This is a genomic window from Nitrosomonadales bacterium, assembly GCA_016716325.1.
In the GTDB taxonomy this organism is placed as follows: domain Bacteria; phylum Pseudomonadota; class Gammaproteobacteria; order Burkholderiales; family Gallionellaceae; genus Gallionella.
Genome location: JADJWO010000001.1, coordinates 1,611,902 through 1,638,089 on the forward strand (window position 1 = coordinate 1,611,902; position 26,188 = coordinate 1,638,089).

Here is a 26,188-nt window from a genome sequence, read left to right on the forward strand (position 1 = left end):
GAGAAAAGTTCGAGATAGAACATGAGGGAAGTCTAACAGCGAGCCTCAGTTGATTCCAAGCAACTCAACCTCAAACACTAACGTCGCATTCGGCGGGATCACCCCGCCCGCACCACGGGCGCCGTAGCCGAATTCCGGGGGAATGACCAAAGTGCGCTGTCCGCCCACTTTCATGCCCTGCACGCCGACATCCCAGCCCCTGATGACACGACCGCCACCGAGCGGGAATTCGAACGGACGGTTGCGATCACGCGAGCTGTCGAACTTCTGGCCTTTGTGCTGCGGCGCGGCCTCGTCATACAGCCAGCCGGTGTAATGCACCGAGACCATTTGCCCGGCACTGGCGACCTCACCCGCACCCGCTTTGACTTCGATCTGCATCAGCTCAGTCACATTGCTGGGCTTGGCCGCCGGCAACTCGGCTTGAGAGCAGGCGCTGAACAACAGACTGCTTGCGCCGATCAGTGCGGCGAGCGGAAAGAAAGTGAAGCCCCTCATTTAATTCACACCCAGCAGTTCGACTTCAAACACCAGCGTCGCGTTGCCCGGGATCACGCCGCCCGCGCCGCGCTTGCCGTAACCCATCTCCGGCGGGATGGTCAGCGTGCGCTGACCGCCCACTTTCATGCCCTGCACGCCCATGTCCCAGCCCTGGATCACATGGCCCATGCCCAGCGGGAATTCGAACGGCTCGTCGCGGTCGCGCGAACTGTCGAACTTGGTGCCCTTGTTACCTTCCGCGTGCTTGTCGAATAGCCAGCCGGTGTAATGCACGGTCACATGCTGCCCGGCCTGCGCCTCGTCGCCCTCGCCGACCTTGGTATCCACCATCTCGGTGCGGATCACCTTCAGCAGCTTCACGTCGAATACCAGCGTCGCATTCGGCGGGATCACGCCGCCCGCACCGCGCGGGCCATAGCCCATCTCGGGCGGGATCACCAAGGTGCGCGTACCGCCTTCCTTCATGCCCGCCACGCCCTCGTCCCAACCCTTGATGACACGCCCGCCGCCGAGCGGGAAATCGAACGGCTCGTTGCGGTCCAGCGAGCTATCGAACTTCGTGCCCTTGTTGTCTGCTGCGTCTTCGTCATACAGCCAGCCGGTGTAGTGCACGATGACGGTCTGGCCTGCCTGCGCTTCCGCGCCTTCGCCCAGTTTGGTGTCGGTTTTGATGAGGGTGGTCATATTTCTCTTTCTAGTTAGTTTCTGTAATGCCGGAGGTCATTTGTTCAGTATCGCGCTGCTTTACCATCCTACGCTTGCTGCTCGATATCATCGCTAATTTGGATATCTTCATTTTTAGCCATTGAGTGAATCAAATCTAATGTGGCGTGACAATCCCCCAACGCCGAATGACATCCGTTCGGAAGTTTCACAAACCTTGTTGCTGGCTCCAAATATGCTTTGAATACCCTCATGGCACATTCCCATGTGACATGATCTGGAAGTGGTAACCCATGCAGCTTGCATGTATTGTCGAATATCTTGCTATCAAATCGTGAGTTGTACGTCACGATGATCTTGCCATGAAGTATCTCGATGATTTTTGAATACTCTTTAGCAAAGCTCGGGCTGCGCCTTACCATTGTGTTTGTTATGCCATGTATTTTTTTTGCTCGGTCTGGTATTGAATGCAAAGGCTTGAATCTGCGCTCATAAAGCGTTTCACCTGAAGTTGTAATGATTGCAAGTTCAATAATTTCAGCCTCAGGATTACGATCAAAACCCTCTATCAGGCCAGTTGTTTCTGTATCAAGGATAACCACATCAGGTAGTTCTAAAATGTCTCTTGCCCATTCAATAGCGCCAACGCGATCAAATACTCGCGCAGGTCGCTTCAACCAGCTCATGTGGATTTCTCTAGGGGAGAGAAGACCTTGGTCAATCAGCCATTTCACATCTAGCGAGTATTCAACCCCGAGCCTTCTAACCCATTGGCGTTGGGCTTTTTCAAGATGATTGATTAGCTGTCGATCAGACCATCCATTCACTTTCATTAGGTGCTGTCTCGCGACATCACCAATCCCAACCTTATTAGCTCGGCCTATATGAATTGAGTTGTGACAGTCCTCGCAAACCACCTTGAATCCGGTGAGAGTTTGGGTGCCTTGTTCATCATCGAAACACCAAAGTTCGTGCAAGTGCAGGTTTTCTAGAAACTGACCTCCACAACATTCGCACGTTAATGGCAATGCCGGGTCGGGATAATTGCTGTAGGAGTCATATATCGCACCAAACCGGTAGCGGAGCATGGACCAACTGCTTTCAGACACAATGGCCCGCACATTCTGCCCCCAAGCATTAGCCGGTATCATTCCCACTTCTAGCTTGGGCTTCTTTCCCGCCATTCAGCGCCTCTCTACTCGATATATGAATACAATAAACCGGCTCTTAGACTTCTTCGATTATCCCTAGTAACTCAACACCGGCGCCAACCACCGCTCCGCCTCTTCCACCGTCCAACCCTTGCGCTGGGCGTAATCCGCGACCTGATCCTTGTCCACCTTGCCGGTGGCGAAATACTTCGCTTCGGGGTGCGAGAAGTAGAAGCCGCTGACCGCTGCAGTTGGCAGCATGGCGTAGCTCTCGGTCAGCGTGATGCCTGCGTTCTTGGGTGCCTGCAGCAACTCGAACAGCGGGCCTTTCTCGCTGTGCTCGGGGCAGGCGGGATAGCCGGGGGCAGGGCGGATGCCGCGGTATTTCTCGGCGATGATGTCTTCGTTGCTCAAGGCTTCATCCGCCGCATAGCCCCAGAACTCGCGACGTACGCGCAGGTGCAGGTGCTCGGCGAAGGCTTCGGCCAAACGGTCGGCCAGTGCCTGCAGCATGATGGCGCTGTAGTCGTCGTGGGCCTTCTCGAACTCTTTCATCTTCTTTTCGATGCCGATACCCGCTGTCACCGCGAACCCGCCGATGTAGTCCTTCACGTTGCTGCCCTTGGGCGCAATGTAATCGGCCAGGCAATAGTTGGGGATGTCGGCGGGCTTCTTGGTCTGCTGGCGCAGGTTGTGCCAGATCATCGCCACGTTCTTGCGCTTGTCGTCGGTGTAGATCTCGATGTCATCACTGTTCACGGTGTTGGCAGGGAACAGGCCGAACACGGCGTTGGCGGTGAGCCATTTCTCTTTGACCAGCTTCTTCAGCATGGCCTGCGCATCGGCGAACAGCTTGGTCGCTTCCGCACCGACCACCTCGTCGCTCAATATCTTCGGATAGCGACCGGCCAGTTCCCATGCCTGGAAGAACGGCGTCCAGTCGATGAAGTCGACGAGGATGTCCAGCGGGTAGTTCTCCAGCTTCTGCACGCCGAGCAGCTTGGGCTTGGGTGGTGAATACTTCTTCCAGTCGGTCTTCAGGCCATGCTCGCGTGCTTCTTGCAGCGGGACATAAGTCGCCTTGCCCTGCTTGCCCGCGTGCTGCTCGCGTGCCGCCTGATAGTCGGCCTTGATCTCGGCCACGTAGTCGTCGCGCAGGGTCGAAGAGAGCAGGTTGCTACACACGCCCACGGCGCGCGAAGCGTCCGTCACATACACCACGGTGCCGCTCGGGTAGTTGGGTTCGATCTTCACAGCGGTGTGCACGCGCGAGGTGGTTGCGCCGCCGATGAGCAGCGGGATGGTGAAGCCCTGACGCTCCATCTCTTTCCCTACATGCGCCATCTCTTCCAGCGACGGGGTAATCAGGCCGGACAGGCCGATGATGTCCACGTTGTGCTCGCGCGCGGTGTCGAGGATCTGTTGCGCGGGCACCATCACGCCCATGTTGATGACCTCGAAGTTGTTGCACTGCAACACCACCGTGACGATGTTCTTGCCGATGTCGTGCACGTCGCCCTTCACGGTCGCCATGAGTATCTTGCCCTTGGGCTTGGTATCGCCGGAGCGCAGCTTTTCCGCTTCGATGTAGGGGATGAGGTGCGCCACGGCCTGCTTCATCACGCGCGCCGATTTCACCACCTGCGGCAGGAACATCTTGCCCGCGCCGAACAGGTCGCCGACCACGTTCATGCCGGTCATCAATGGGCCTTCGATCACATCCACCGGTTGTGTCGCTTGCAGGCGTGCCTCTTCGGTGTCTTCAACGATGAAGGTGGTGATGCCGCGCACCAGTGCGTGGGTCAGGCGTTCCTGCACCGTGCCTTTGCGCCATTCCAGATCTTCGACCTGTGCCTTGCCGCCGCCCTTGAAGTTCTCGGCCAGCGTGACAAGTTTCTCGCCCGCGTCGGGATGGCGGTTCAGCACCACGTCCTCGACCGCCTCGCGCAGGTCCTTCGGCAGTTCTTCGTACACGCCGAGTTGTCCGGCGTTGACGATGCCCATGTTCATGCCGGCCTTGACGGCGTGGTACAGGAACACGGTGTGGATCGCCTCACGCACCGGCTCGTTGCCACGGAACGAGAACGACACGTTGGACACGCCGCCGCTGATCTTGGCGTAGGGCAGGTTCTTGCGTATCCACGCGGTCGCTTCGATGAAGTCCACGGCGTAGTTGTCATGCTCCTCGATGCCGGTCGCGATCGCGAAGATGTTTGGATCGAAGATGATGTCTTCGGGCGGAAAACCGATGCCTTGGTCAAACTCCACCGACCTATCCCCTCCCCCTTGCAGGGGGGAAGGAGCGGTATCCCTGAATCTTGCCGGGTCGCCCGAGAGCAAGCGATATGACCTTTCGCAAATCTCGATTTTGCGCTGGTAGGTATCCGCTTGGCCCTTTTCATCAAAGGCCATCACCACCGCCGCCGCGCCGTATTTCTTCACCAGCGTGGCGTATTTGACGAAATTCTCTTCGCCTTCCTTGAGCGAGATGGAATTGACGATGCTCTTGCCCTGTACGCACTTCAGCCCTGCCTCGATGATCTCCCACTTGGAGGAGTCGATCATCACCGGCACCTTGGAGATGTCCGGCTCGGAAGCGATGAGCTTGAGGAACTTTACCATCGCGGCCTGGCCGTCGAGCATGGCGTCGTCCATGTTGATGTCGATCACCTGCGCGCCCGCTTCGACCTGCTGCTTGCAGATCTCCAGCGCTTCTTCGTACTGGCCTTCCATGACGAGGCGCTTGAACTTGGCGGAACCCGCCACGTTGCAGCGCTCGCCCACGTTCACGAACAAAGAATCCGCTCCGATGTTGAACGGCTCCAGACCGGACAGGCGACACTCGACCGGGTTCTGCGGGATCTTGCGCGGCGCGATGTCCTGCACCGTCTCGGCGATGGCCTTGATGAAGTCGGGCGACGTGCCGCAGCAACCGCCGATGATATTGAGGAAGCCGCTGCTGGCCCATTCCTTGATGTGACCCGCCATGTTCTCGGGCGTGTCGTCGTAGCCGGTTTCGGCCAATGGATTGGGCAGACCCGCGTTGGGGTGGGCGCTCACATAACAGTTGGCGACGCGCGACAGTTCTTCCACGTACTGGCGCAATTCTTCCGCGCCCAACGCGCAGTTGAGACCGATGGAAATGGGGTTGGCGTGCGCCAGCGAGTTGTAGAACGCCTCGGTGACCTGACCGGTCAGCGTACGGCCGGATGCGTCGGTGATGGTGCCGGAGATCATGATCGGCAGACGGCAACGGGAATAAGCTGCTGCGCGTCCCGTCTGCTGCGTTACGTCCTCGCTCACGCCTCGCCTACCATCGCGGTATGTCTCGTTGCTCGCTCCGGGGCGCCTTGCATCATTGCCTGCTCGCAACGCTTCTTCCCGCTGCCGCTCCGCTTCTTCACGTTCCTCGAAGACTTGTTGTACTGCAAAGATGGCAGCCTTGGCGTTCAGCGTGTCGAAGATGGTCTCGATCAGGATCAGGTCTGCGCCGCCGTCCATCAGGCCGCGCGTGGCGTCGGAGTAGTCGCTCACCAATTGGTCGAAGCTGATGTTGCGCGCCGCCGGGTCGTTCACGTCGGGCGAGATGGTCGCGGTCTTGTCGGTGGGGCCGAGCACGCCTGCGACGAAGCGCGGCTTGTCTGCGGTAGCATATTCATCGCAGGCTTCGCGCGCCAGTGCGGCACCGGCCTTGTTCAGTTCGTAGTTCAGCGCCTCCATGCCATAGGCCTTCAGCGTGGTCGCGTTTGCGCCGAAGGTATCGGTCTCGATGATGTCCGCGCCCGCCGCCAGGTATTCGCAATGGATGCCCTTGATGACATCCGGGCGGGTCAGCACCAGCAGGTCGTTGTTCCCCTTGAGATCGCTCGGCCAGTCGGCAAAGCGCTCGCCGCGATAATCCGCCTCGGTCAGCTTGTGGCGCTGCACCATGGTGCCCATGGCACCGTCGAGGATGAGGATGCGTTGCTGCAGGAGTTTTTCGATGGGATGCAGGGTATGGCTCATGGCGTGTACGCTCAATAAATGAGCGCAGATTTTAGCATGCGCCCCCCCGCCCGGCAGTCCGGGAATTTGCGCAAAATCAACAAGGCAACGAATTGGGAGTATATTATCCGAGCCCGCTTTGGAAGTTGCGGACGATCAAATATAGAAAACTATTCCTTGGGAGGATGTCATGGGCAAGCTTGAGTGGAGTGCGGATCTGGATACAGGCATCGAGGTCATCGACAAGCAACACAGAAGGATCGTGGATTACATCAATGAACTTCACGATGCGCGCACCAGCGGACACGAAAAAGAGGATATCGGCAAGGTGATCGACGAGCTGGTGGATTACACGCTATCGCACTTTGCGTTCGAGGAAAGTCTGCAGGAAGAGGCGCACTATCCTTTCCTGAAGGCGCACAAGAAAGTGCATGACCTGTTCGTGAAACGCGTGGGCGAGTATCAGGAACGCTTCAAGCTCGGCGATGATGTTTCAGAAGAGCTGAACAATCTGCTGGTCACCTGGCTGTTCAACCACATCAAACGCGACGATGCGGATTATGTGACTGCAGTAAAGAGCAACATGGCGCAGCATGAAGCCTTTGTAGAGAAGAAAAAGGGCTTTTTCGGCCGGCTGTTCAGCTGAAACGCTGCAATTCAGAAACTCAAACGTCGATACTGCACCGCTTCGGCGACATGCCGGGCGGTGATGGTGTCGCATCCTTCCAGATCGGCGATGCTGCGCGCCACCTTGAGTATCCGATGATAGGCGCGCGCCGAAAGGTTGAGTCGGGCAATGGCGCTGTGCAACAGCGCGGTGCCCTGCTCGTCCGGCGCACATAGCGCATCGATCTCCGTTACCGAAAGTTCCGCATTCGCCTTGTTCTGCCGCGCAAGCTGGCGCTGTCGGGCAGTTTCGACACGCGCCTGAAGTTCTGCGCTGTTTTCGCCGTTTCCCTTTCCGGTCAGATCCTCCTGCGGTATGGCAGGCACTTCGATGCGGATGTCGATGCGGTCCAGCAACGGGCCGGATATCTTGCTGCGGTAGCGCGAGACCTGGTCGGGCGTGCAGCGGCATTTGCCGTTGTAGTGGCCGAGGTAACCGCACGGGCAGGGATTCATCGCCGCGATGAGCTGGAAGCGTGCGGGGAAATCGGCACGACGCGCGGCGCGCGAGATGGTGATATGCCCCGATTCCAAAGGCTCGCGCAACACTTCCAGCACGCTGCGGTCGAATTCGGGCAATTCGTCCAGGAACAGCACACCGTGCAGAGCCATCGATATTTCGCCTGGGCGCGGGTTGCTGCCGCCGCCGACCAGTGCCACGCCGGATGCGGTGTGATGCGGTGCGCGATAGGGGCGGGTCTTCCATCTGGCCACATCGAAATTGCCGTCCAGTGATTGCACGGCCGCGCTTTGCAGCGCTTCGGTTTCCGACATCTGCGGGAGGATGCCGGGAAAGCGCGATGCCAGCATGGATTTCCCGGTACCGGGCGGGCCGACCATCAGCAAGCTGTGCCCCCCGGCGGCGGCAATCTCCAGCGCGCGCTTGGCTTGCGCCTGCCCCTTTACCTCGCGCATGTCCGGGTAGCGCGGCGCGAGGGTTCGCGGCTGGCTGACATGGGGTTGCATCGCCTCGCGTCCGGCAAGATGCGCCGCAACCTGCAACAGCGATCCCGCCGCGTAAACCGTCGCATCCTGCACCAGCGACGCTTCGGCGGCATTCACGGCGGGCAGGATGAAAGCGCGACCGGAGCCAGCGGCGTGATAGGTCATCGCCAGTGCCCCGCGTATCGCGCGTAGTTCGCCGGTCAGCGCCAGTTCGCCGGCGTATTCATATTCGGCAAGCCTGTCGGAAGGGATCTGTCCCGTAGCCGCGAGGATGCCCAGCGCGATGGGCAGATCGAAACGCCCGCTCTCTTTCGGCAGGTCGGCGGGGGCAAGGTTGACGGTGATGCGACGGGCGGGAAATTCGAACTGGCAATTCTGCAGGGCGGCGCGCACGCGATCCTTGCTTTCCTTGACCTCGGTTTCCGGCAGGCCGACGATGGTGAAGCTGGGCAGCCCGTTGGCCAGGTGCACCTCGACGGTGACCAGCGCGGCTTCCATGCCGGAGAGTGCGCGACTATAAAGGACGGCCAGAGACATGATTTTCCGGGAGAGTCATTGCACCACGAAAAACACCAGGTTCACGGAGGAGCTTGATGGCGCGCAATCGTGGAATCCGGCCAGTTGATTCCGGGAAACAGGCCGCGAAATGGCGCATGGTTTCTTCGTGGCCTTCGTGCGCTTTGTGGTGCAAGGTTTATTTGTTCCGTTGCGCTTCCAGCTCGGCGATGCGCGCCTCCAGTGCGGTCAACTGCTCCCGGGCACGCGCCAGCACTTGCGCTTGCACGTCGAATTCTTCACGGGTGACCAGATCGAGTTTTGCAAAGCCCTGCTGCAACAGCGCACGGACATTCTTTTCGATGTCCTTGGCCGGACTGCTGTTTACCGCCTCTTGTAGCTTGGCAGAGATTTCATCGAATACTTTGTTGTCCAGCATGACTAAACTCCTGAATGATTGCGACGTCAGGCAGTTTAGCAAAATTAGCCGGCACAGGACGCACACAGCCGGTGCAAAGGAAGCCTTATATCGCATGCAAATGGTGCATGGCGATAAATGGCATCCAGAAAATGACATTCAATATACTGTTTAATAATGATTATTATTTTGTGGCACGCATCCTGCTGTTTGTATGGGCGGATACCGTTATCCCGTTAATCAACCAGAAAGGAAACATGATGAAAACGAAATTACTGAACTCCATGATATTGGCTGCGCTGGCAATGCCGGGCGTGGCGATGGCCGAAGAGGCCTCCCCACATACCGTAAGCGCGAACGTCGGCTTCACCACCGACTACATCTTCCGCGGCATCGCCCAGAACGCCCACAACCCGGCCGTGCAGGGCGGCATCGACTACTCGCACGCCAGCGGCCTGTATGCCGGCATGTGGGGTTCCAACGTCAGCTGGATCGCTGATAGCGGCGCGGTTGCCACCGGCAGCGTCGGCATGGAACTGGACACCTATTTCGGTTTCCGCAACAGCTTCGCCGAAGACTTCACCTATGACATCGGCTTCATCCGCTACAACTACCTCGGAAGCTACACGGCTGCCGCCGGTTTTGCCAAGGCTGATACTGACGAGATCTACGGGTCGATCGGCTACAAATGGATCAGCGCCAAGTATTCCTATGGACTGGGCCAGTTCCTGACCGTACCGGGCGCGAAGGGCACCAACTATCTCGAGCTGAATGCCAGTGTGCCTGTCGGCGATACCGGCATCACGTTCGCGGCCCACGTCGGCAAGCAAACCTATAAGGGCACGACTGCTGACGCCGCTACGGTAGCAGGGCTGACGCCTACATATAGCGATTACAAGCTGGGAGTTTCCAAGGACTTTGGCGGCTATGTGTTCGGCCTGGCTTATACCGACACCAACGCCAGTCCTTTTTATACCTGGCCCGCGACTGGTGGCGACTGGGGCAAGGGCACGGTTGCCTTGTCTGTTACCCACGCATTCTGAACGTAACCAAGGGGGCGTTCACCGCCCCCTTATTGACAAGGAGAGAGTCATGAAAATGGTCGCAGCCATCATCAAGCCGTTCAAACTGGACGAAGTGCGCGAAGCTTTGTCCACCATCGGTGTGCAGGGCATCACCGTCACCGAGGTCAAAGGTTTCGGGCGGCAAAAGGGACACACCGAGCTGTATCGCGGTGCGGAGTATGTAGTGGACTTTCTGCCCAAGGTAAAGGTGGAAGCTGCCGTAAAAGCCGACATGCTGGATCAGGTGCTGGAGGCTATCGAGAAAGCTGCACAAACCGGCAAGATCGGTGATGGCAAGATTTTCGTATCCGACCTGGAGCAAGTGATACGCATCCGCACCGGCGAGTCCGGTACGGATGCCTTATAGGAGAGCATCATGAAAAAACTTCTCGTAATGATTACCTTGCTGTCCATGCTGAGCGGCATGGCCATACCTGCCTTTGCGGAAGATATGGCCGCCACAGCCAGTGCGGTCTCACAGGTCGCGGATGTCGTCGAGCCGGTTGTCGATGCCGCAGCACCTGTTGTGGAGGAAGCTGCCGCGCCGGTTCCCGACAAGGGCGACACTACCTGGATGATGCTGTCCACGCTGCTGGTGATCCTGATGATCGTACCGGGCCTGTCCCTGTTCTACGGTGGCCTGGTGCGCGCCAAGAACATGCTGTCCGTACTTTCTCAAGTGTTCGGAATCTTCGCGCTGATCTCCATCCTGTGGGTGATCTACGGTTACTCGCTGGCCTTCGGTGACGGCGGCGCCATGAACTGGCTGATCGGCGACACTTCGAAGTTCTTCCTGGCCGGCATGACCGGTGACAGCACCGCTGCCACCTTCACCGACGGCGTGGTGATCCCCGAGTTCACCTTCGTGGCCTTCCAGCTGACCTTCGCGGCGATCACCACCGCGCTGATCATCGGCGGCTTCGCCGAGCGCATCAAGTTCGGCGCACTGATGGTGTTCTCTGCACTGTGGTTCACCTTCTCCTACCTGCCGATCGCACATATGGTGTGGGCAACCGGTGGCTACCTGTTCGAGATGGGTGCGCTGGACTTCGCCGGCGGTACCGTGGTGCACATCAACGCCGGTATCGCGGCACTGGTGGGCGCGATCGTGATCGGCAAGCGTATCGGTTACGGTAAAGAGCCGATGGCTCCGCACAACCTGCCGATGACCATGATCGGTGCATCCCTGCTGTGGGTGGGCTGGTTCGGTTTCAATGCCGGTTCCAACCTGGAAGCCACCGGCGGTGCAGCACTGGCCTTCCTGAACACCATCGTCGCCACTGCCGCTGCGGCACTGAGCTGGATGGGCGCTGAGAAGATGATGCGCGGCAAGGCTTCCATGCTGGGTATCGCTTCCGGTGCAGTCGCCGGTCTGGTTGCCGTCACACCGGCTGCCGGTCTGGTCGGCCCGATGGGTGCCATCGCCCTCGGCTTGATCGTCGGTCCGGTCTGTCTGTGGGGCGTGTCCGGCCTGAAGAAGTCGCTAGGCTATGACGATTCGCTCGACGTGTTCGGCATCCACGCGTTGGGCGGCATCGTCGGCGCGATCGGCACCGGCATCTTCGTCTCGCCGGCACTGGGCGGCGTGGGCATCGACGGCTACACCATGGCAGGTCAGGTGATGACGCAGGCCACCGGCGTGCTGGTCACCATCGTGTGGTCCGGTGTGGTCGCCTTCGTCTGCTTCAAGTTGGTCGACATGGTCATGGGTCTGCGCGTTTCGGAAGAAGCGGAACGCGAAGGTCTGGACACCGCGACGCACGGCGAACGCGCGTACAACGTGTAACCTCTCCTCCCGGAGCCTCCCCGGCTCCATTTCAAGGGCACCGCAAGGTGCCCTTTTTTATTTTTGTGAATCGTACGCTTACTTGAACACGATGGTCTTGTTGCCACACACCAGCACGCGGTCTTCCACGTGGTAGCGCAGGCCGCGCGACAGGACGGTCTTCTCGATGTCGCGTCCGTAGCGCACCAGGTCCTCGACCGCATCGCCGTGATCGATGCGTACCGTGTCCTGTTCGATGATGGGGCCCGCGTCCAGATCCTCGGTGACGTAATGGCAGGTTGCGCCAATCAGTTTGACGCCACGCCGGTGAGCCTGGTGATAAGGTTTCGCGCCGACGAAAGAAGGCAGGAAACTGTGGTGGATGTTGATGATGCGCCCCGGATAACGCTGGCACACTGCCGGCGGGAGTATCTGCATGAAACGCGCCAGCACCATGCAATCGCCGCTCTGTTGTTCGAACAGCGCCATGATCCTGTCAAATGCAGCAGCCTTGGCCGAGGCATCACTGCCCGGCATCTCGACATGAATGAACGGGATGCCGTGCCACTCGACGAAGCTGCGCAGGTCTTCGTGGTTGGAGATCACGCAGGGAATATCAACCTGCAGCTCGCCGCTACGCCAGCGATACAACAGGTCGTCCAGACAATGGTCCTGCTTGCTGACCAGAATGACCAGGCGTTTCTTCTGCGTGGAATCGGCAAGCCGCCAGGTCATGTCGAATTCCTGCGCCAGCGGCGCGAAACGGCGGTCGAACTCCTGTGCGTCGAATGGCAGGGAATCGGCGCGTATCTCCTGGCGCATGAAGAAACGTTGCGCTTCCTGCTCGGTGTGATAGCTGGCCTCGACGATGAAGCCGCCGTGCTGTGCGATGAAGCCGCTCACGGCGGCGATGATGCCCGCGCGGTCGGGACAGGAAATGGTCAGGGTGTAGCGCCGCGCCGCACTCATGCCGATCGACGCCATCAGCGCTTGATATCCTCGCCGACGTCGACGCCCGCCTTTTTCGCCTTGTCGTACCACTTGATGGCCTGCATGTAATCGCGCGGGACGGCTGCGTTGCCCTTGTTGTAGATGTCGCCCACCTTCTTCATGGCCGGCCCGTAGCCTGCTTTGGCCGATTTCAGGAGGGCGTTCAGGGATTCCTTCAATTTGCCTTCGTTTTCAAGCTGGATGCCTTCGTCATACATATCCTTGGCGCTTCCGGATACGGCAGGCTGGGCAGGAGCGGCCTTGGGCTTTTCTGCTTCTGCCTTGGCTTTGGCTTCCGCCTCGGCCTTCGCTTTGGCATCGGCTTCCGCCTTGGCTTTGGCCTGGGCATCGGCCCGGGCCTGGGCTTCGGCATCAGCTCTGGCCTTGGCTTTGGCGGCTTCTTCCGCGGCAGCCTTGGCCTTGATTTCGGCTTCTGCAGCACGTTGCTTGGCGGCCTCCGCCCTTGCCGCAGCAGCTTCGCGATCAGCCTTCAGCTTGACCAATTCCTGTTCCTGCTTCGCGCGAAGTTCTTTCTCCTTGGCGAGTCTTTCCTGTTCAGCCTTTGTCTTGGCGAGTTTGTCCTGCTCGGCCTTCAGCCTTGCCTGCTCGGCCTTCAGCCTTGCCTGCTCGACTTTCTGTCTTGCCAGCTCAGCCTTTGCCTGTTCTTTACGGATGCGTTCAGCTTCTGCAGCAGTCTTGGCGGCAGCCAGCCTTTCCTTCTCCGCTTGCGCTCTTTCCTTCTCGGCTTGTTCTCTTTCCTTGGCCAGTCTTGCTCTTTCCAGCCTTTCTTTCTCGATCCTTTCGCCTTCCTTCCGGGCTTGCTCAGCCAATTCGTTCTCGCGCTGGGCCTGCGCTCTGATCTTCTCGATCATTTCCTGCTCGGCCTTGGCCATTTCCGCCAGCTCCAGCTCCGCCTTTTCTCTTTCCTTGTTGGCCTGTTCTATCTTTTCCCTTTCCTGGCGTGCCAGCTCCAGCTTATCCTGTTCGATCTTGAGCAGCTCCGCCATCCTTTGCTGCAGCATTTCTCTTTCCTTCTTCACCTTCTCGACATCGGCGCGCGCCTGCTCCTCGGCAGTCAGCGGCACGACCACTTGCGGTTCGGAAGGTTTTTTCATCGCGAACCATGTGCCACCGCCACCGATTGCGATGACAAGCACGACAGCTGCGATGATCCAGACGGTTTTTTTAGAGGATGGCGGTCCTTCAGCAGCTCCCCCCAGTTTGCCGAGCGCATTGAGCTTCAGGCGCGCAAGTTCCGCGAAATGTCCTTCCGGATATTTTTCGAGGTAAAGCTCGAGTTCTTCCTTGTTGGCGTCGGCCTTGATGTTGTTCCAGAAGCTGATCTCGGTTTGCGAGGTATCGTCTTCACCGGAAGAAACCTTCGGCTGCTTCTGCGCGACTTTACGCTTGCGCTCGAGCATCGCTTTTTCAAGCGCGGCGATCTTGGATTTGGCCAGATTGGCGAAACTGCCGCCGGGATATTTCTTCAGGTAGGCTTGTATGTCCGCGATGCTGGTGCTGCTCTGGATGCGCCGCCAGTGATCGAGCTCCGCCGGATCGGTAGCGGCAGCGGCTTGCGCGGTCATGTCGGCCGCTGCGCCGACGACCGTTTCATCCGAGCCGACGATAGTCGCATCCGAATCCATCCCGAGGTCTGCACCGATGTCGCCGGTCATCTCTCCCTGGACGGCGTCGCGCAATGCCTCGGCGAATTCCCCGGCGGTCTGGAAGCGGTCTTCCGGACGTTTGGCGATCGCCATTTCCACCACGAAATCCAGCGATTTCGGAATAGACATGTTCAGTTGCGACGGCGGGATCGGCATCTGGTTCATCACTTTGTGCATGATGGCCGCCACCGAGCCGGTGAAAGGTTTTTCACCGGTCAGGAACTGGTACAGGATCACGCCGGATGAATAGATGTCACTGCGCCGGTCGACGACATTCCCCATGAACTGTTCCGGGGACATGTAGGCGGGCGTGCCGAGCACGGTGCCGACTTGGGTCAGTGTGGACGACTCGATGCGCGCGATGCCGAAATCGGCCACCTTGACCTGGCCGGTTTCATCCAGAATGATGATGTTGGCCGGCTTGATGTCGCGATGCACCACGCCCTTGCTGTGCGAATAATCGAGTGCGGCCAGCAGTTCCGACATGATGCGCAGGGTGTCCGGCAGCTGGAAGCGTTCCTCCGAGTCGAAGAAGCTCTTGAGCTCCTTGCCCTTGATGAATTCCATCGCGATGAACGCGGTGTCGCCATCTTCTCCGTACTCGTAGATCGCGCAGATGTTGGGATGCGTCAGACGTCCGGCGGCTTGCGCTTCACGGCGGAAGCGGTTGAGCATGTCCTGGGCTTCCTGGGGTTCAAGCTGGCTCTTCAGAATGGTCTTGATGGCGACGACGCGTTCGATGAAGGGATCGAAGCCTTCATAAACAACGCCCATGGCGCCTTTGCCGAGCTCGCGCACGACATTATATTTGCCCAGTTTTTTTAATTCAGACATTCGGCGTTATTACCATCTTTTTAAGAGCGCGGAATCGGCACCTATCAAAGGTCATGCGCGTCGCATTATATAGTCCCTGATTCTTTTGGGGGAGTCGGAAACGCAAGCATTTTATCTATTAGCAAGCCCTGATTCTCACCCTGAACAGCCAAAAAAATATTATTTTTTCATCCTGAGTCAGGATGCGGTACGAACAATTTCCCATGCAAAAATACCCAGCAGGAGCAGACTGATGAGCGTGAGGCGCGCATTGTAGCGTCGTTGCTGCTCCAGCATCAGTCTCTGTATCTCATCATTGCGGCTGGCGGTATCGTTTGTCAGGTAGCGATGCAGCAAGCGCGGGATCTGCGGCAACAGGGTGGAATAATTTGGCGCTTCCTCGCGCAGCGTCCTGATAAAACCGCGCCAGCCCACTTGGTCGTTCATCCAGCTTTCCAGCCAGGGTTTGGCCGTCTTCCACAGATCCAGCTCCGGATCGAGTTGCAAGCCCAGCCCTTCGATGTTGAGCAGGGTCTTCTGCAGCAACACCAGTTGCGGCTGCACTTCGATGCCGAACTGGCGCGAGGTCTGGAACAGGCGCAGCAGCACGCGGCCGAACGACACTTCTCGCAATGGCCGGTCGAAGATCGGTTCGCATACCGCGCGAATCGCCGCCTCCAGTTCATCCACGCGGGTTTCAGCCGGCGCCCAGCCGGATTCGATGTGCACTTCCGCGACACGCTTGTAGTCGCGGCGGAAGAACGCGATGAAGTTCTGTGCCAGATAATGCTTGTCGGTGTCTGTGAGTGTGCCCATGATGCCGAAATCCAGCGCGATATAACGGCCGTCCGGCGACACCAGTACGTTGCCCGGATGCATGTCGGCATGGAAGAAGCCGTCGCGGAACACCTGCGTATAGAAGATCTCCACCCCGTTCGCGGCCAGCCTGGGGATGTCGATGCCGGCAGCGCGCAAGGCGCCAACCTGGCTGACCGGGATGCCGCTCATGCGTTCCATCACCATCACCTCGCTGGAGCAGAAATCCCAGTACATCTCCGGGACGAGCAACAGGTCCGAGCTGGCGAACGAGCGTTTGAGCTGGCTGCCGTTGGCGGCCTCGCGCATCAGGTCGAGTTCGTTCGCCAGATGCTTCTCGAATTCCTCGACAACCTCGCGTGGCCTGAGGCGGCGCCCGTCCGCCCACACCTGTTCGATCAGGTCGGCGGCGGCTTTCAACAAGGAGACATCGTGCGCGATGATGTCGGTGATACCTGGGCGCAATATCTTCACGGCGACCTTGCGTCCGTCAGGCAATACGGCGAAATGCACCTGTGCGACCGAGGCGCTGGCGATGGGCGTTTCATCGAAACTCTGGAACACCTCGCGCAACGGCTTGCGGTAATTGGCTTCCAGCAGCGCAATGGCCTGGGCGGAAGGGAAGGGCGGCACCTGATCCTGCAGTCTGGCGAGTTCGTCGGCGATATCGACAGGCATCAGGTCGCGGCGCGTGGACAGCATCTGGCCGAATTTGACGAAGATCGGACCGAGGTTTTCCAGTGCGTGGCGCAGCCTGATTGCGCGCGGGGCAGAGGTGTCGCGCATGAACAGCAGGATGTTCAGCGGTGTGCGCATCCAGCGCACACGGCTGTGCGCGAGCATGAATTCGTCCAGCCCGAAGCGCAATACCACAAAGATGATTTTCAACAGCCGCAGCAGACGCAACATGTCAGGGTTCCCGCGCGGCAAACAAACGGCTGACGCGCAACTCCAGACGCGCCACATCATCGCGCAGCGTGTCCACCTGCTGCATGAATGCGGCAACCTGCTGCGGCTTGGCCAGCAGCGGCTGTTCCTCCGTCCAGTATTCCTTTGCGGCATGCGACAGGCTCGAGGCCGCATCGCGCAACTGCCGCTGTGCTTCATGAGCGGTCTGCACGATGCGCTCCGCCGCGATGTCCCCGGTGATGCGGCTCAGATCTTCCGCCGCGTCCCAGCGCAGGTTGCGCGACAGGAAGAATATCTCCGTGAGCAGTGCGCCATCGCCTTCGCTGATGATCTCGCTGTGCGCTTTTTCGTCATGCAGCGCCAGTCTCGGCAACAGCGAAGGCGCGATCACGCATGCCGCGTCGGCGCTGGCGGAAGCGTCCGCGCTGCGCAACGTGCCATCCTGCAGAATGGTAAAGGCGAAAGAGAGCGGCGCGATATCGAAGCGCGCCGTCTTTCCGGCGAAACGGATGAGCCGCGCCATCGCCCAGCTGTTTTGCTTGAGCAGGTGGTTCAGCGCAGCGGCAGACGGTTGGGCGAACATGGCATTCAGTGCAGCGTGGTCTGCTGGATGCCGGCGAGCAGCCACCCTGACTTCTCGTCGGCCAAGCTCTTCTGCACATGCCATATCTCGTCGACGCTTTCCGGCGCGCCGTTGTTCTCGGACAACTGACCGGTGAAACGCACACTGGCGATAGCGAGGCCGCCTTCGTTGGCCACTTCCAGCAACTCGCCATTGATGGACAGCACATCGGTCTTTTGCGCGCTGCCGTCGCGCTCCTGCATCTGCATCGAGATCTCGGCGAACATCTCCGGCGTGGTGTATTCGCGGATGTCATTCAAGTCCTTGCGGTCGTTCGCGGCCTGCAGGCGGATGAACGAAGTCTTGGCACTGCGCAAAAAACTTTCTACCGGGAAATCGGCGGGGATGCTGGCGTTGCTTGCGGAAACCGGATTCGTTGCGCCGCCGCTCAGCGGTTGTGCTGCTGGTTGCTGTGTGCCGCCATAGGGCGCACCCGCTCCGGCGTATTGCATCGCGGGCTGCTGCTTCTTGCGGAACATCGAGACCAGGAACATCACCGCGACCCCGGCGAGGATGATCATCAGGATCGTGCCCATGCCCTCACCCAGACCCATGCTGGCGAACAGCGCACCCAGTCCTGCGCCGATCGCCAAGCCAGCCAAAGGACCGAGCCATTTGTTGCCCGGCTTTGCCGGGGTCGCGCCCTGTGCGGGAGCGGGGGCGGCAGCAGGTGCTTTCTGTGCCTGTTGCGGAGCCATCGAGCGTTGCTTGCCGAAACTGCCACCCCCGCCAAGGCGTTTGGCCTCGGCGTTCGCTGCAAACAGGGAAAGGCTGGTCAGAACAATGGTGAAAAATAACAAAAAGCGCTTCATGCGTATCCTCGGGGGTGGTTAAAACAATGCGAACGGAAGTATAGCATCGGCCAATGGCGCACAGGACTTGCCGCAGCTCAAAACGGCGGCTCACACACAAAGGAAAGCGGAGTATCACCGAGCGGATGGGGGAAGCCCAGCGCGCTGGCGTGCAGCAACAGGCGCGGCGCGCTGGCGGCATTCCCGTACAGCGCATCCCCCAGGATCGGATGGCCGATGACGGCCATGTGGACACGCAACTGGTGGCTGCGGCCGGTGAACGGCTCCAGTTCGACGCGGCTCGAACCGTTTTGCGCATCGTATGCCAGCAGGCGATAGCGGGTGAGCGAGGGCTTGCCTGCTACGACATCGATTTTTTGCAGCGGACGATTCGGCCAGTCGGCGGCAATGGGCAAATCGATCTCGCCTGCTGCGTTTTCCAGCTTGCCAGCCACCACTGCAACATAGCGCTTTTGCACATCGCGGTCATGGAACATCCGCGAAAGCCTGCGCTGCATTTCTGCCCCGCGCGCGAACACCATCAGGCCGGAAGTCGCCATGTCCAGGCGGTGCACCACCAGCGCGTCCGGAAAATATTGTTGGAGTCGCACAACAAGGCAATCCTGCTTGTCCGCGCCGCGTCCGGGCACGGCGAGCAACCCGGCGGGCTTGTTTGCGACCAGCAGCGAGCCGTCGTGGTAGATCAGTTCGGGAAGACTATCTCTTGTCGTCATCACCCGACGCGGGCGTTCCGGAGGGGCCATGCGGAGCCTTCTTCGGGCGGTTCTTGCTGTCGTCGGCAAAGCGGAAGCGTCCTGCCAGCACGCATCCCTTCATGCCGATGTCGCACGGCTTGTTCAACACCTTCTGGCATTTGCCATCGTCCTCGTGCGGACAGCCCCAGCCACTCATCGTTCTTCTCCGTTAAACCTTCTTCACAAATTCGGTCTTCAACTGCATCGCGCCGATGCCGTCGATCTTGCAATCGATGTCGTGGTCGCCATCCACCAGACGGATGTTCTTCACCTTGGTGCCGACCTTCACCACCGAAGACGAACCCTTGATCTTCAGGTCTTTGATCACGGTGATGGTGTCACCGTCATTCAGAACCGTACCGAACGCATCCTTGAACACCTTCACTTCTTCGGCCGCCTCGGCTACAGCCTTGGGCCACTCGTGCGCGCACTCGGGGCAGACATAGTTGTCGCCGTCCTCATAGGTGAATTCGGAACCGCATTTGGGGCATTTTGGTAGATTGCTCACAACCGGCCTTCCTTCTTTGGGTGGCGGATCAGAATTTGTAACCGCGGTGCACCGCCACCACCCCGCCGGTCATATTGAAATACTCGACGCGCTCCAGTCCGGCATCGACCATCATCTGCTTCAGTTCTTCCTGTCCCGGATGCATGCGGATGGATTCGGCGAGGTAGCGATAGCTGTCGGCGTCGTTGGCGATGAGCTCGCCCATCTTCGGCAGCAGCTTGAAGGAATACAGGTCGTACATCTTCTCCAGCGGTTTGGCGACCCTGGAGAATTCCAGCACGATCACACGTCCGCCCGGCTTGATCACCCGGTGCATCTCGCGCAACGCGGCATCCTTGTGGGTGACGTTGCGCAGACCGAAGGCGATGCTGACGCAGTCGAAATAATTATCGGGGAACGGCAGGTGCTCGGCATCGCATTGCGCGGCCGGCGTGGCGATGCCTTCATCGAGCAAGCGGTCGCGCCCGACGCGCAGCATCGCGTTGTTGATGTCGGTGAGCACGACCTGGCCGGTCTCGCCGACCGCCTTGAGGAACAGCCGCGACAGGTCCGCCGATCCGCCCGCCACGTCCAGCACGCGCTGGCCGCTGTGCACATTGGCCAGGCCGACCGCGAAGCGCTTCCAGATGCGGTGCAGCCCGACCGACATCAGGTCGTTCATCACGTCGTACTTGCCGGCGACGGAGGTGAACACGCCGGCGACCTTTTTGGCCTTCTCTTCCTCGGCGACGGTCTCGAAACCGAAATGGGTGGTCTTGCTCATGTCCGTGCTCCCAGATTATTTGTCCCGGCTTGCGCCCGCTTCTTCCAGACGGTGCAGGTAATTGTGCCAGAGGATCTCTTCGTTCTGTCCCAGTCCGTGCAGGTAGTCCCAGGTGTACAGTCCACTGTCGTGCCCATCGTCGAAGATGATCTTGAGCGCGTACTGACCGGCCGGTTCGACTGCGACGATACCGACATCGCGCTTGCCGACCTGCAGCACTTCCTGGCCCTCGCCGTGTCCGCGCACCTCGGCCGATGGCGAATAGACGCGCAGGAATTCGGCGGGCAGCGTATGGCGCGCGCCATCATCGAAAGCGATCTCCAGCGCTTTCGACTGCTGGTGCAGGATGATTTCGGTAGGCAAAAGATTATTGTTCATAATGAGCGTATCTTCTTCAACAGAGCGGTGGTGGAACGGTCGTGCAGGAACGGGATGCTGTGCACCGCCCCTCCCCAGCCCTGTACTTCGCTGCCGCCGACGATGCTCTCCGGCGGCCAGTCGCCGCCTTTTACCAGCACATCCGGATGGCAGGCGAGGATGAGGTTCAGCGGTGTGGCCTCGTCGAAAGGGATCACCAGGCTGACTGATTCCAGCGCGGCGAGCACTGCCATGCGGTCGTCCTGCGGGTTGACGGGGCGGTCGCCGCCCTTGCCCAACAGCCTCACCGAGGCGTCGCTGTTGACGCCGACGATCAGCGAGGCGCCGAGCGCGCGGGCCTGCGCCAGATAGGTGACATGGCCGCGGTGCAGCATGTCGAAGCAACCGTTGGTGAACACCAGCGGACGCGGCAGCGCCGCGGCACGCGCAGCGGCGTCGCCCGCCGCGCAGATCTTGCGCTCGTGGGCAGGTGCCTGAAGCATCAATCGAGGTATTCGAACAGCCGCACCACGCGCTGCACGCCGCCGGTGGTGCTGGTTATTTCGGTGGCGATATCCGCCTCGGCGCGCTTGACGATGCCCATCAGGAACACGGTGCCGTTCTCGGTGACGACCTTGACGTGGTCCGCATTGAAACGCTTGTCATGCACGAAGCGCAGTTTCACGTCCGAGGTGATCAGGCTGTCGCTGCTGCGCGAGGTCAGGGAACTGGGGCCGGAGACGACCAGTTCGTTGCTGATGTTGCGCACGTTGTCGATGCCGGCGACGATTCTGCCGATCGCAGTCCTGGTTTCCGCATCGGGCACCTCGCCGGTGATCAGCACGTTGCGGTTGAAACTGGTGACATTGGCATGCACGAGCGACCCCTTGTATTGCTTGCCAATCCGGTCGAACGCCTTGGTCTCGATCGCCTCGTCCTCGACATACGCTCCGCTGGTGCGGCGGTCGGTCGCCATCATCACGCCGGCGCCGACGCCTGCGGCGATCACCGGGAAACAGCCTTGCAGCGTGGTGGACAGCATGACCAGCAACAACAGTGAAAATTTCGTACGCATGGTTATTCTCCTAACAACAAGTAATCGATCACATCGCACAGGCAATGCAGGGTAAGCAGGTGGACTTCCTGGATGCGCGCGGTATTTTTTCCGTCCACGCAGATCAGCACGTCGTCCGGATTAAGCGCGGTGGCCATCTCGCCGCCGTCACGCCCGGTCAGCGCGATCACGCGCATGCTGCGATCGTGCGCGGCGCGGATCGCGGCCGTCACGTTGGGCGAATTCCCGCTGGTGGAGATTGCCAGCAGGCTGTCGCCGGGCAAGCCGAGCGCGCGCACCTGTTTGGAAAAGACCTGGTTGAAATCGTAATCGTTGCTGATCGATGTCAGTACCGAACTGTCGGTGGTCAGCGCGATGGCGGCCAGGCCGGGGCGTTCCTTCTCGAAACGGTTCAGCAATTCGGCCGCGAAGTGCTGCGCATCGGCAGCCGAGCCGCCGTTGCCGCAACACAGGATCTTGCCGTCGTTGGCGACGCAATCGAAAAGGACCTGTGCACCGTCGGCGATGGGTTGCGCCAGCGCGTCCTTCACCTTCAGCTTGAGGTCGGCGCTGTCCTTGAAGTGCTTGATGATGCGTTTGTTGATGTCCATGTTGATTGTTGCTGTTTTATTGAGAACGGATATTAACCTGAATAACCTGCAAATTCATGCCCAAGACCTCCGGGTGACGGACAGGCAAGGAGGAAAGCGGCGATGAACCGCAGTACATGTGCATATATATGGGGACGTCGAACCGTATTCCGGTAACCCGTCACCGGGCGCGACGGTTGCGCAGGGGTCTTCATGCCTCGAACGCGTTCTTCAGCCATTGCGCATTCCTGCCGCAGGCATCGTCCATCAGCACCGCATCGAAACGGCACGGCGGCAGGTGCGCGAGGCCGGCCAGATATTGCTGTGCGGTGCGGATGATGCGCTGCTGCTTGCGCGCATCGATGCTGGAGGCGGCCCCGCCGAAACCGGGATTGCTGCGCAACCGCACCTCGACGAACACCAGCGTCGCGCCGTCGCGCATGATCAGGTCGATCTCTCCGAAGCGGCCCCGATAATTCCGTGCCACGGGCTCCAGGCCCTGCTGCTGCAAATGCCCTGCAGCCCATTGTTCGGCTTGCGCGCCGTCATGGTTCATTGCGGCGGGGTAGCGCCCGGTTCGGCCGGGATTGCCTCAGGTCCGGACGGGGGAGGCATCATGCCGGGAAACATCGGCAGGACGGAACCGGACGAAGTGCCGGGCAGTTGCGCGCGCCCTTGTCCGAATACCGCCGGGAGGGAGATGCGCTGGAAGGTATGCCCGTCGAGCAGCACGGTCCCGCTGACCCCGTCCAGCATCAGCGACCGCGTATTGCCGGCGAGCAGCGATTCGATCAGCCGGAAGGCGTCTATCCCCAGCGCGTAGAGTCGTTCGTGATCCACAGGAAGCGGCGGGTTGGCGCGCGGATACATCATCACTTCCGGGAGATCGGCCTGCAACAGCCACGGCATGTCGACGAAGTGGATGCCGTCCAGATCGTAATTGACCAGCGTGTTGTCGTTGCCGACGAAGATCTGCGAGGTGGCGTAGATCGGCAATTTGTTCGGCAGGTAAGGGCGGATCAGGCGCGCAACGGGCGCATCGGTCGCGAGGAAGATCAGCGTATCCGGCATTTCGGCGATGTCCGCGAACACGGCGGGATCGTTATTGAATTCGATCTCGCGCGATATCGTGCCGCCCGAACGATCCCATTCTTCCTCGAAGGCGAGTTGCAGGCGCCGCGCCAGTTGCGTATGCGTGGTGATGACGATGGACTTGTGCAGGCCCGCCTCGCGGGCCAGCCGGGCGGCTTGCCGGGCCTCGTTTTCCACCGCCATACCGAAGAAATACAGGTTCTGGGTGGGGCGTGCGTCCACGATGTTCAGGCTCAGGGTCGGCACGGGGATACGCTTTTCCGCCGCCAGCGCACCGACGCCGTTGCGTGTCAGCGGGCCGACCACGGCGTGGGCGCCATTGGCGACGGCCTGTCGATAGGCGGCGATCACGCTGACGTTCTCGTCGAAGTCACTGTAGACGCGTATCGGCAAAACCGAGCCTGGCTGGCTGGCCGCCGCCATGAAGCCCTGCTGCACTGCATCGGCTGCGGTGCCGAATATCGGCGATTTCAACGGCAGCAGCAGCGCGATGTGCGGTGCGGGGGTGCCGTCGGGCAGTACGGCCGGCACCCGTTCCACCCTGGCTTCCGGGGCGGCGATCTGTTCGGGAACGGTTGCCTTGGCAACAGGCCGTTCGACCACGGCGGAGGGGCGCTTTTCAACCTCCGCTTTGTGCGGTACGGTACCGGTGCAAGCGTATAGTGCGAACAAGCTGGAAAACAAAAGGAGTGCACGTTGCATCATTCACATCCGCAAAAGTTGGAGGCCGCATTATATGTAGTCGCCACCCCGATTGGAAACCTTGGCGACATCACGCTGCGCGCGCTGGACGTGCTGGGCGGGGCCGACGTGGTGGCTGCGGAGGACACCCGCAACACCTCACACCTGTTGTCACACCACGGAATCCGCGCGAACCGGCTGGTCGCGGTACATCAGCACAACGAGCGCGGCGCGGCGGAAAAGATCGTTGCGGCATTGCGTGAAGGACAGAGCGTCGTCTTCGTCAGCGATGCCGGCACGCCTGCGGTCAGCGATCCCGGCGCGCTGCTGGTGGAAGCGGTGCGTGCCGCGGGTCTGCGCGTCATTCCGGTTCCCGGCGCAAGCGCGGCGATCGCGGCGCTGTCGGCTTCCGGGCTGGACAACCCGCATTTCCTGTTCTACGGATTCCTACCGAACAAGCCGGCGGCGCGCCGCAACGCGCTGGAGCCGCTCGTCGACAGTCCTTATACGCTGGTGTTCTACGAGGCGCCGCACCGCATCCTCGAATGCGTGGAGGACTTGCTCGCGGCGTTCGGTGCGGAACGCGAGATCGTATTTGCGCGCGAGGTCACCAAACTGTTCGAAGACATCCACCGTTGCAAACTGGGCGGGGCGCCGGACTGGCTGAACAGCGATCCGAACAACCGGCGCGGCGAATTCGTGCTGCTGGTGTCGGGCGCCGCGACGCAGAAAGAGGGTGGCGTGGATGCCGAAACCGAACGCATCCTGACGCTGTTGCTCGACGAGCTGCCGCTCAAGCAGGCGGTGCAGCTTGCGGTGAAGATCACCGGCGGCAACAAGAACGAACTGTACCGCCACGCGCTGGAACGCAAGGCGACGGAATAGCCACGCCCGCCCGGTGGTTGTGTTTCAAACAGGCGTTTGATACGCTCGACACACGTTACGGCCAATCATCTTTACAGAGGGAATCCCGATGTTTTCCGATCGCCTGCCTTATGCCCTTCCCGTATTGCTGCTCCCACTGTTGCTATCCGCCTGCGGAGGCGACGGCAAGGGCGCCCCGGCAGGCGCGCCGGGCGGCGGCATGCCGCCGCCCCCCGAGGTCGATGTCGTCACGGTCGCGCCGGGCGACGCGACGCTGACACAGGACTTGCCCGGACGGGTGCAGGCCTACCGCACCGCGCAGGTGAGGGCGCGCGTCGAGGGCGTGGTCGAGAAACGACTGTTCCGGGAAGGCAGCGATGTGAAGGCGGGTGCGTCGTTGTTCCAGATCGATGCGCGCACCTACCGCGCGACTGCAACAGCGGCGAGGGCCGACCTGGACATCGCGAGCCAGACCGTCGAGCGTTACCGTCCGTTGCTGGAGGTCAAGGCGGTCAGCCAACAGGAATTCGATCTCGCGGTCGCGAAGGCCAGGCAGGCCGAAGCGGCGCTGGTCCGCGCCGAGGAAGACCTGCAGAACGCTTCCGTGCCCGCGCCTATCTCCGGTTACGTCGGGCGCGCGATGGTGACCGAGGGCGCGCTGGTCGGCAGGGGCGAAGCCACCCTGCTGGCGACTGTCGAGCAACTCGATCCGGTGTACATCAACTTCACCCAGCCGGGCAACGACCTGTTGCGGCTGCGCCGCTCGATCTCCGACGGCCGGCTCAAGCGCGCCGAATCCGCAAAAGTGGAACTGCTGCTGGAAGACGGCAGCGTGTACCCGCAGGACGGCAGGATATTCTTTGCCGACATGGCGGTCGATCCGGCCACCGGCTCGGTATCGTTGCGCGCCCAATTCCCGAATCCGAAACGCGAACTGCTGCCCGGCATGTTTGTGCGCATCCGCTTCCCCGAAGCGGTGGCGCAGAATGCCATCCGCATCCCGCAACGCGCGGTTCAGTCGGGGCCAGAGGGGCAGTTCGTGATGATGGTCGGCCCTGAAAGCAAGGCCGTGCCCGTGCCGGTCAAGACCGGTGGCATGGCAGGCGGGGATTTCCTCATTGCTTCCGGACTGAAGGGCGGGGAGCAGGTCGTCGTGAACGGCCTGCAGAAGGCGCGACCGGGTTCGCCGGTGAAGCCGGTACCGTGGGTCGGGAACAACGGCCTGAAGATGGAAGACAAGCTGTCTTCCGGCAAGTAGGGACGC

26 protein-coding genes and 1 pseudogene are annotated in these 26,188 nt (G+C 60.3%); 6 read left to right on the plus strand and 21 right to left on the minus strand.

All coding sequences use genetic code 11. From position 1 onward, the window contains the following. Positions 1-45: 45 nt before the first annotated feature. From IPM27_07690 to IPM27_07705, 4 genes are all read right to left on the minus strand, one after another. On the minus strand, positions 46-498 hold the full coding sequence (locus IPM27_07690) for an FKBP-type peptidyl-prolyl cis-trans isomerase (GenBank protein ID MBK9161435.1): 453 nt from the start codon (positions 496-498) through the stop codon (positions 46-48). Then, positions 499-1,185 (minus strand): FKBP-type peptidyl-prolyl cis-trans isomerase, encoded by a 687-nt coding sequence (locus IPM27_07695; GenBank protein MBK9161436.1) that lies wholly within the window; start codon positions 1,183-1,185, stop codon positions 499-501. A gap of 68 nt (positions 1,186-1,253) precedes the next feature. Next, positions 1,254-2,348, minus strand: coding sequence for a 3'-5' exonuclease (locus IPM27_07700; protein MBK9161437.1), 1,095 nt, complete (start codon positions 2,346-2,348; stop codon positions 1,254-1,256). A gap of 63 nt (positions 2,349-2,411) precedes the next feature. Then, positions 2,412-6,320 (minus strand): methionine synthase, encoded by a 3,909-nt coding sequence (locus IPM27_07705; GenBank protein ID MBK9161438.1) that lies wholly within the window; start codon positions 6,318-6,320, stop codon positions 2,412-2,414. A 169-nt stretch (positions 6,321-6,489) separates the two neighbouring features. On the opposite strand from IPM27_07705, the gene IPM27_07710 reads away from it, so the two are divergent. Beyond that, positions 6,490-6,945 (plus strand): bacteriohemerythrin, encoded by a 456-nt coding sequence (locus IPM27_07710; GenBank protein MBK9161439.1) that lies wholly within the window; start codon positions 6,490-6,492, stop codon positions 6,943-6,945. 11 nt (positions 6,946-6,956) lie between these two features. Here the strand turns inward: IPM27_07710 and IPM27_07715 are convergent, their stop codons facing one another. Then, complete coding sequence (locus tag IPM27_07715; GenBank protein MBK9161440.1) at positions 6,957-8,447, minus strand: YifB family Mg chelatase-like AAA ATPase; 1,491 nt, start codon at positions 8,445-8,447, stop codon at positions 6,957-6,959. A 157-nt stretch (positions 8,448-8,604) separates the two neighbouring features. Next, complete coding sequence (locus IPM27_07720; protein MBK9161441.1) at positions 8,605-8,844, minus strand: accessory factor UbiK family protein; 240 nt, start codon at positions 8,842-8,844, stop codon at positions 8,605-8,607. A 236-nt stretch (positions 8,845-9,080) separates the two neighbouring features. Between IPM27_07720 and IPM27_07725 the strand changes: the two genes are divergently transcribed. Genes IPM27_07725 through IPM27_07735 form a run of 3 tightly spaced genes read left to right on the plus strand, consistent with a single transcriptional unit; the run spans position 9,081 to position 11,673 of the window. Beyond that, the gene (locus tag IPM27_07725) at positions 9,081-9,866 is read left to right on the plus strand and encodes a hypothetical protein (protein ID MBK9161442.1); all 786 of its coding nucleotides are present in this window, start codon (positions 9,081-9,083) and stop codon (positions 9,864-9,866) included. 49 nt (positions 9,867-9,915) lie between these two features. Continuing rightward, positions 9,916-10,254: a P-II family nitrogen regulator gene (glnK, locus tag IPM27_07730; protein ID MBK9161443.1), complete on the plus strand. Its 339-nt coding sequence runs from the start codon at positions 9,916-9,918 to the stop codon at positions 10,252-10,254. A gap of 9 nt (positions 10,255-10,263) precedes the next feature. Next, positions 10,264-11,673, plus strand: a complete 1,410-nt coding sequence (locus tag IPM27_07735; protein MBK9161444.1) for an ammonium transporter — start codon at positions 10,264-10,266, stop codon at positions 11,671-11,673. Between the two features lie 78 nt (positions 11,674-11,751). Here IPM27_07735 and purU read toward each other — a convergent pair whose 3' ends face one another. The 15 genes and pseudogenes from purU to IPM27_07810 form a co-directional block, all read right to left on the minus strand. Further along, positions 11,752-12,621, minus strand: a complete 870-nt coding sequence (purU, locus tag IPM27_07740; protein MBK9161445.1) for a formyltetrahydrofolate deformylase — start codon at positions 12,619-12,621, stop codon at positions 11,752-11,754. Positions 12,622-14,258: 1,637 nt separating this feature from the next. Then, positions 14,259-15,143, minus strand: a pseudogene (locus IPM27_07745) (serine/threonine protein kinase). Positions 15,144-15,320: 177 nt separating this feature from the next. Next, positions 15,321-16,844 (minus strand): ubiquinone biosynthesis regulatory protein kinase UbiB, encoded by a 1,524-nt coding sequence (gene ubiB, locus IPM27_07750; GenBank protein MBK9161446.1) that lies wholly within the window; start codon positions 16,842-16,844, stop codon positions 15,321-15,323. Positions 16,845-16,848: 4 nt separating this feature from the next. Next, complete coding sequence (locus IPM27_07755) at positions 16,849-17,430, minus strand: hypothetical protein (protein ID MBK9161447.1); 582 nt, start codon at positions 17,428-17,430, stop codon at positions 16,849-16,851. A 5-nt stretch (positions 17,431-17,435) separates the two neighbouring features. Further along, positions 17,436-18,281 carry a Tim44 domain-containing protein gene (locus tag IPM27_07760; GenBank protein ID MBK9161448.1) on the minus strand — a complete coding sequence of 282 codons (846 nt, stop codon included), beginning with the start codon at positions 18,279-18,281 and terminating at the stop codon, positions 17,436-17,438. 77 nt (positions 18,282-18,358) lie between these two features. Then, positions 18,359-18,994: an RluA family pseudouridine synthase gene (locus IPM27_07765; protein ID MBK9161449.1), complete on the minus strand. Its 636-nt coding sequence runs from the start codon at positions 18,992-18,994 to the stop codon at positions 18,359-18,361. Next, entirely contained in the window at positions 18,978-19,172 is a 195-nt protein-coding gene (locus IPM27_07770; protein MBK9161450.1) for a hypothetical protein, read from the minus strand. The genes IPM27_07765 and IPM27_07770 overlap by 17 nt, the downstream gene beginning before the upstream one ends. A 12-nt stretch (positions 19,173-19,184) precedes the next feature. Beyond that, the gene (locus IPM27_07775; GenBank protein MBK9161451.1) at positions 19,185-19,523 is read right to left on the minus strand and encodes an alkylphosphonate utilization protein; all 339 of its coding nucleotides are present in this window, start codon (positions 19,521-19,523) and stop codon (positions 19,185-19,187) included. A 28-nt stretch (positions 19,524-19,551) separates the two neighbouring features. Next, on the minus strand, positions 19,552-20,286 hold the full coding sequence (gene ubiE / locus IPM27_07780) for a bifunctional demethylmenaquinone methyltransferase/2-methoxy-6-polyprenyl-1,4-benzoquinol methylase UbiE (protein ID MBK9161452.1): 735 nt from the start codon (positions 20,284-20,286) through the stop codon (positions 19,552-19,554). A 15-nt stretch (positions 20,287-20,301) separates the two neighbouring features. Beyond that, a complete protein-coding gene (locus IPM27_07785; protein ID MBK9161453.1) occupies positions 20,302-20,664 on the minus strand; it encodes a DUF971 domain-containing protein in 363 nt (120 codons plus the stop codon). Beyond that, on the minus strand, positions 20,661-21,146 hold the full coding sequence (rfaE2, locus tag IPM27_07790) for a D-glycero-beta-D-manno-heptose 1-phosphate adenylyltransferase (protein MBK9161454.1): 486 nt from the start codon (positions 21,144-21,146) through the stop codon (positions 20,661-20,663). The genes IPM27_07785 and rfaE2 overlap by 4 nt, the downstream gene beginning before the upstream one ends. Then, positions 21,146-21,718, minus strand: a complete 573-nt coding sequence (locus IPM27_07795; GenBank protein MBK9161455.1) for a BON domain-containing protein — start codon at positions 21,716-21,718, stop codon at positions 21,146-21,148. Before IPM27_07795 ends, rfaE2 begins: the two co-directional genes overlap by 1 nt. A gap of 2 nt (positions 21,719-21,720) precedes the next feature. Continuing rightward, a complete protein-coding gene (locus IPM27_07800) occupies positions 21,721-22,308 on the minus strand; it encodes a phosphoheptose isomerase (GenBank protein MBK9161456.1) in 588 nt (195 codons plus the stop codon). 190 nt (positions 22,309-22,498) lie between these two features. Then, on the minus strand, positions 22,499-22,843 hold the full coding sequence (locus IPM27_07805) for a YraN family protein (protein ID MBK9161457.1): 345 nt from the start codon (positions 22,841-22,843) through the stop codon (positions 22,499-22,501). After that, on the minus strand, positions 22,840-24,081 hold the full coding sequence (locus tag IPM27_07810; GenBank protein MBK9161458.1) for a penicillin-binding protein activator: 1,242 nt from the start codon (positions 24,079-24,081) through the stop codon (positions 22,840-22,842). Before IPM27_07810 ends, IPM27_07805 begins: the two co-directional genes overlap by 4 nt. Between IPM27_07810 and rsmI the strand changes: the two genes are divergently transcribed. Beyond that, the gene (gene rsmI, locus IPM27_07815; protein ID MBK9161459.1) at positions 24,076-24,945 is read left to right on the plus strand and encodes a 16S rRNA (cytidine(1402)-2'-O)-methyltransferase; all 870 of its coding nucleotides are present in this window, start codon (positions 24,076-24,078) and stop codon (positions 24,943-24,945) included. The two genes, IPM27_07810 and rsmI, sit on opposite strands and share 6 nt — an antisense overlap. 88 nt (positions 24,946-25,033) lie before the next feature. Continuing rightward, positions 25,034-26,182: an efflux RND transporter periplasmic adaptor subunit gene (locus tag IPM27_07820; GenBank protein ID MBK9161460.1), complete on the plus strand. Its 1,149-nt coding sequence runs from the start codon at positions 25,034-25,036 to the stop codon at positions 26,180-26,182. The last annotated feature ends 6 nt before the right edge of the window (positions 26,183-26,188 follow it).

Coding starts and splice junctions, on each gene's coding strand:
- IPM27_07690 (MBK9161435.1), bottom strand. CDS start 498: ATGAGGGGCTTCACTTTCTTTCCGCTCGCCGCACTGATCGGCGCAAGC.
- IPM27_07695 (MBK9161436.1), bottom strand. CDS start 1,185: ATGACCACCCTCATCAAAACCGACACCAAACTGGGCGAAGGCGCGGAA.
- IPM27_07700 (MBK9161437.1), bottom strand. CDS start 2,348: ATGGCGGGAAAGAAGCCCAAGCTAGAAGTGGGAATGATACCGGCTAAT.
- IPM27_07705 (MBK9161438.1), bottom strand. CDS start 6,320: ATGAGCCATACCCTGCATCCCATCGAAAAACTCCTGCAGCAACGCATC.
- IPM27_07710 (MBK9161439.1), top strand. CDS start 6,490: ATGGGCAAGCTTGAGTGGAGTGCGGATCTGGATACAGGCATCGAGGTC.
- IPM27_07715 (MBK9161440.1), bottom strand. CDS start 8,447: ATGTCTCTGGCCGTCCTTTATAGTCGCGCACTCTCCGGCATGGAAGCC.
- IPM27_07720 (MBK9161441.1), bottom strand. CDS start 8,844: ATGCTGGACAACAAAGTATTCGATGAAATCTCTGCCAAGCTACAAGAG.
- IPM27_07725 (MBK9161442.1), top strand. CDS start 9,081: ATGATGAAAACGAAATTACTGAACTCCATGATATTGGCTGCGCTGGCA.
- glnK (MBK9161443.1), top strand. CDS start 9,916: ATGAAAATGGTCGCAGCCATCATCAAGCCGTTCAAACTGGACGAAGTG.
- IPM27_07735 (MBK9161444.1), top strand. CDS start 10,264: ATGAAAAAACTTCTCGTAATGATTACCTTGCTGTCCATGCTGAGCGGC.
- purU (MBK9161445.1), bottom strand. CDS start 12,621: ATGAGTGCGGCGCGGCGCTACACCCTGACCATTTCCTGTCCCGACCGC.
- IPM27_07755 (MBK9161447.1), bottom strand. CDS start 17,430: ATGTTCGCCCAACCGTCTGCCGCTGCGCTGAACCACCTGCTCAAGCAA.
- IPM27_07760 (MBK9161448.1), bottom strand. CDS start 18,281: ATGAAGCGCTTTTTGTTATTTTTCACCATTGTTCTGACCAGCCTTTCC.
- IPM27_07765 (MBK9161449.1), bottom strand. CDS start 18,994: ATGACGACAAGAGATAGTCTTCCCGAACTGATCTACCACGACGGCTCG.
- IPM27_07770 (MBK9161450.1), bottom strand. CDS start 19,172: ATGAGTGGCTGGGGCTGTCCGCACGAGGACGATGGCAAATGCCAGAAG.
- ubiE (MBK9161452.1), bottom strand. CDS start 20,286: ATGAGCAAGACCACCCATTTCGGTTTCGAGACCGTCGCCGAGGAAGAG.
- IPM27_07785 (MBK9161453.1), bottom strand. CDS start 20,664: ATGAACAATAATCTTTTGCCTACCGAAATCATCCTGCACCAGCAGTCG.
- rfaE2 (MBK9161454.1), bottom strand. CDS start 21,146: ATGCTTCAGGCACCTGCCCACGAGCGCAAGATCTGCGCGGCGGGCGAC.
- IPM27_07795 (MBK9161455.1), bottom strand. CDS start 21,718: ATGCGTACGAAATTTTCACTGTTGTTGCTGGTCATGCTGTCCACCACG.
- IPM27_07800 (MBK9161456.1), bottom strand. CDS start 22,308: ATGGACATCAACAAACGCATCATCAAGCACTTCAAGGACAGCGCCGAC.
- IPM27_07805 (MBK9161457.1), bottom strand. CDS start 22,843: ATGAACCATGACGGCGCGCAAGCCGAACAATGGGCTGCAGGGCATTTG.
- IPM27_07810 (MBK9161458.1), bottom strand. CDS start 24,081: ATGCAACGTGCACTCCTTTTGTTTTCCAGCTTGTTCGCACTATACGCT.
- IPM27_07820 (MBK9161460.1), top strand. CDS start 25,034: ATGTTTTCCGATCGCCTGCCTTATGCCCTTCCCGTATTGCTGCTCCCA.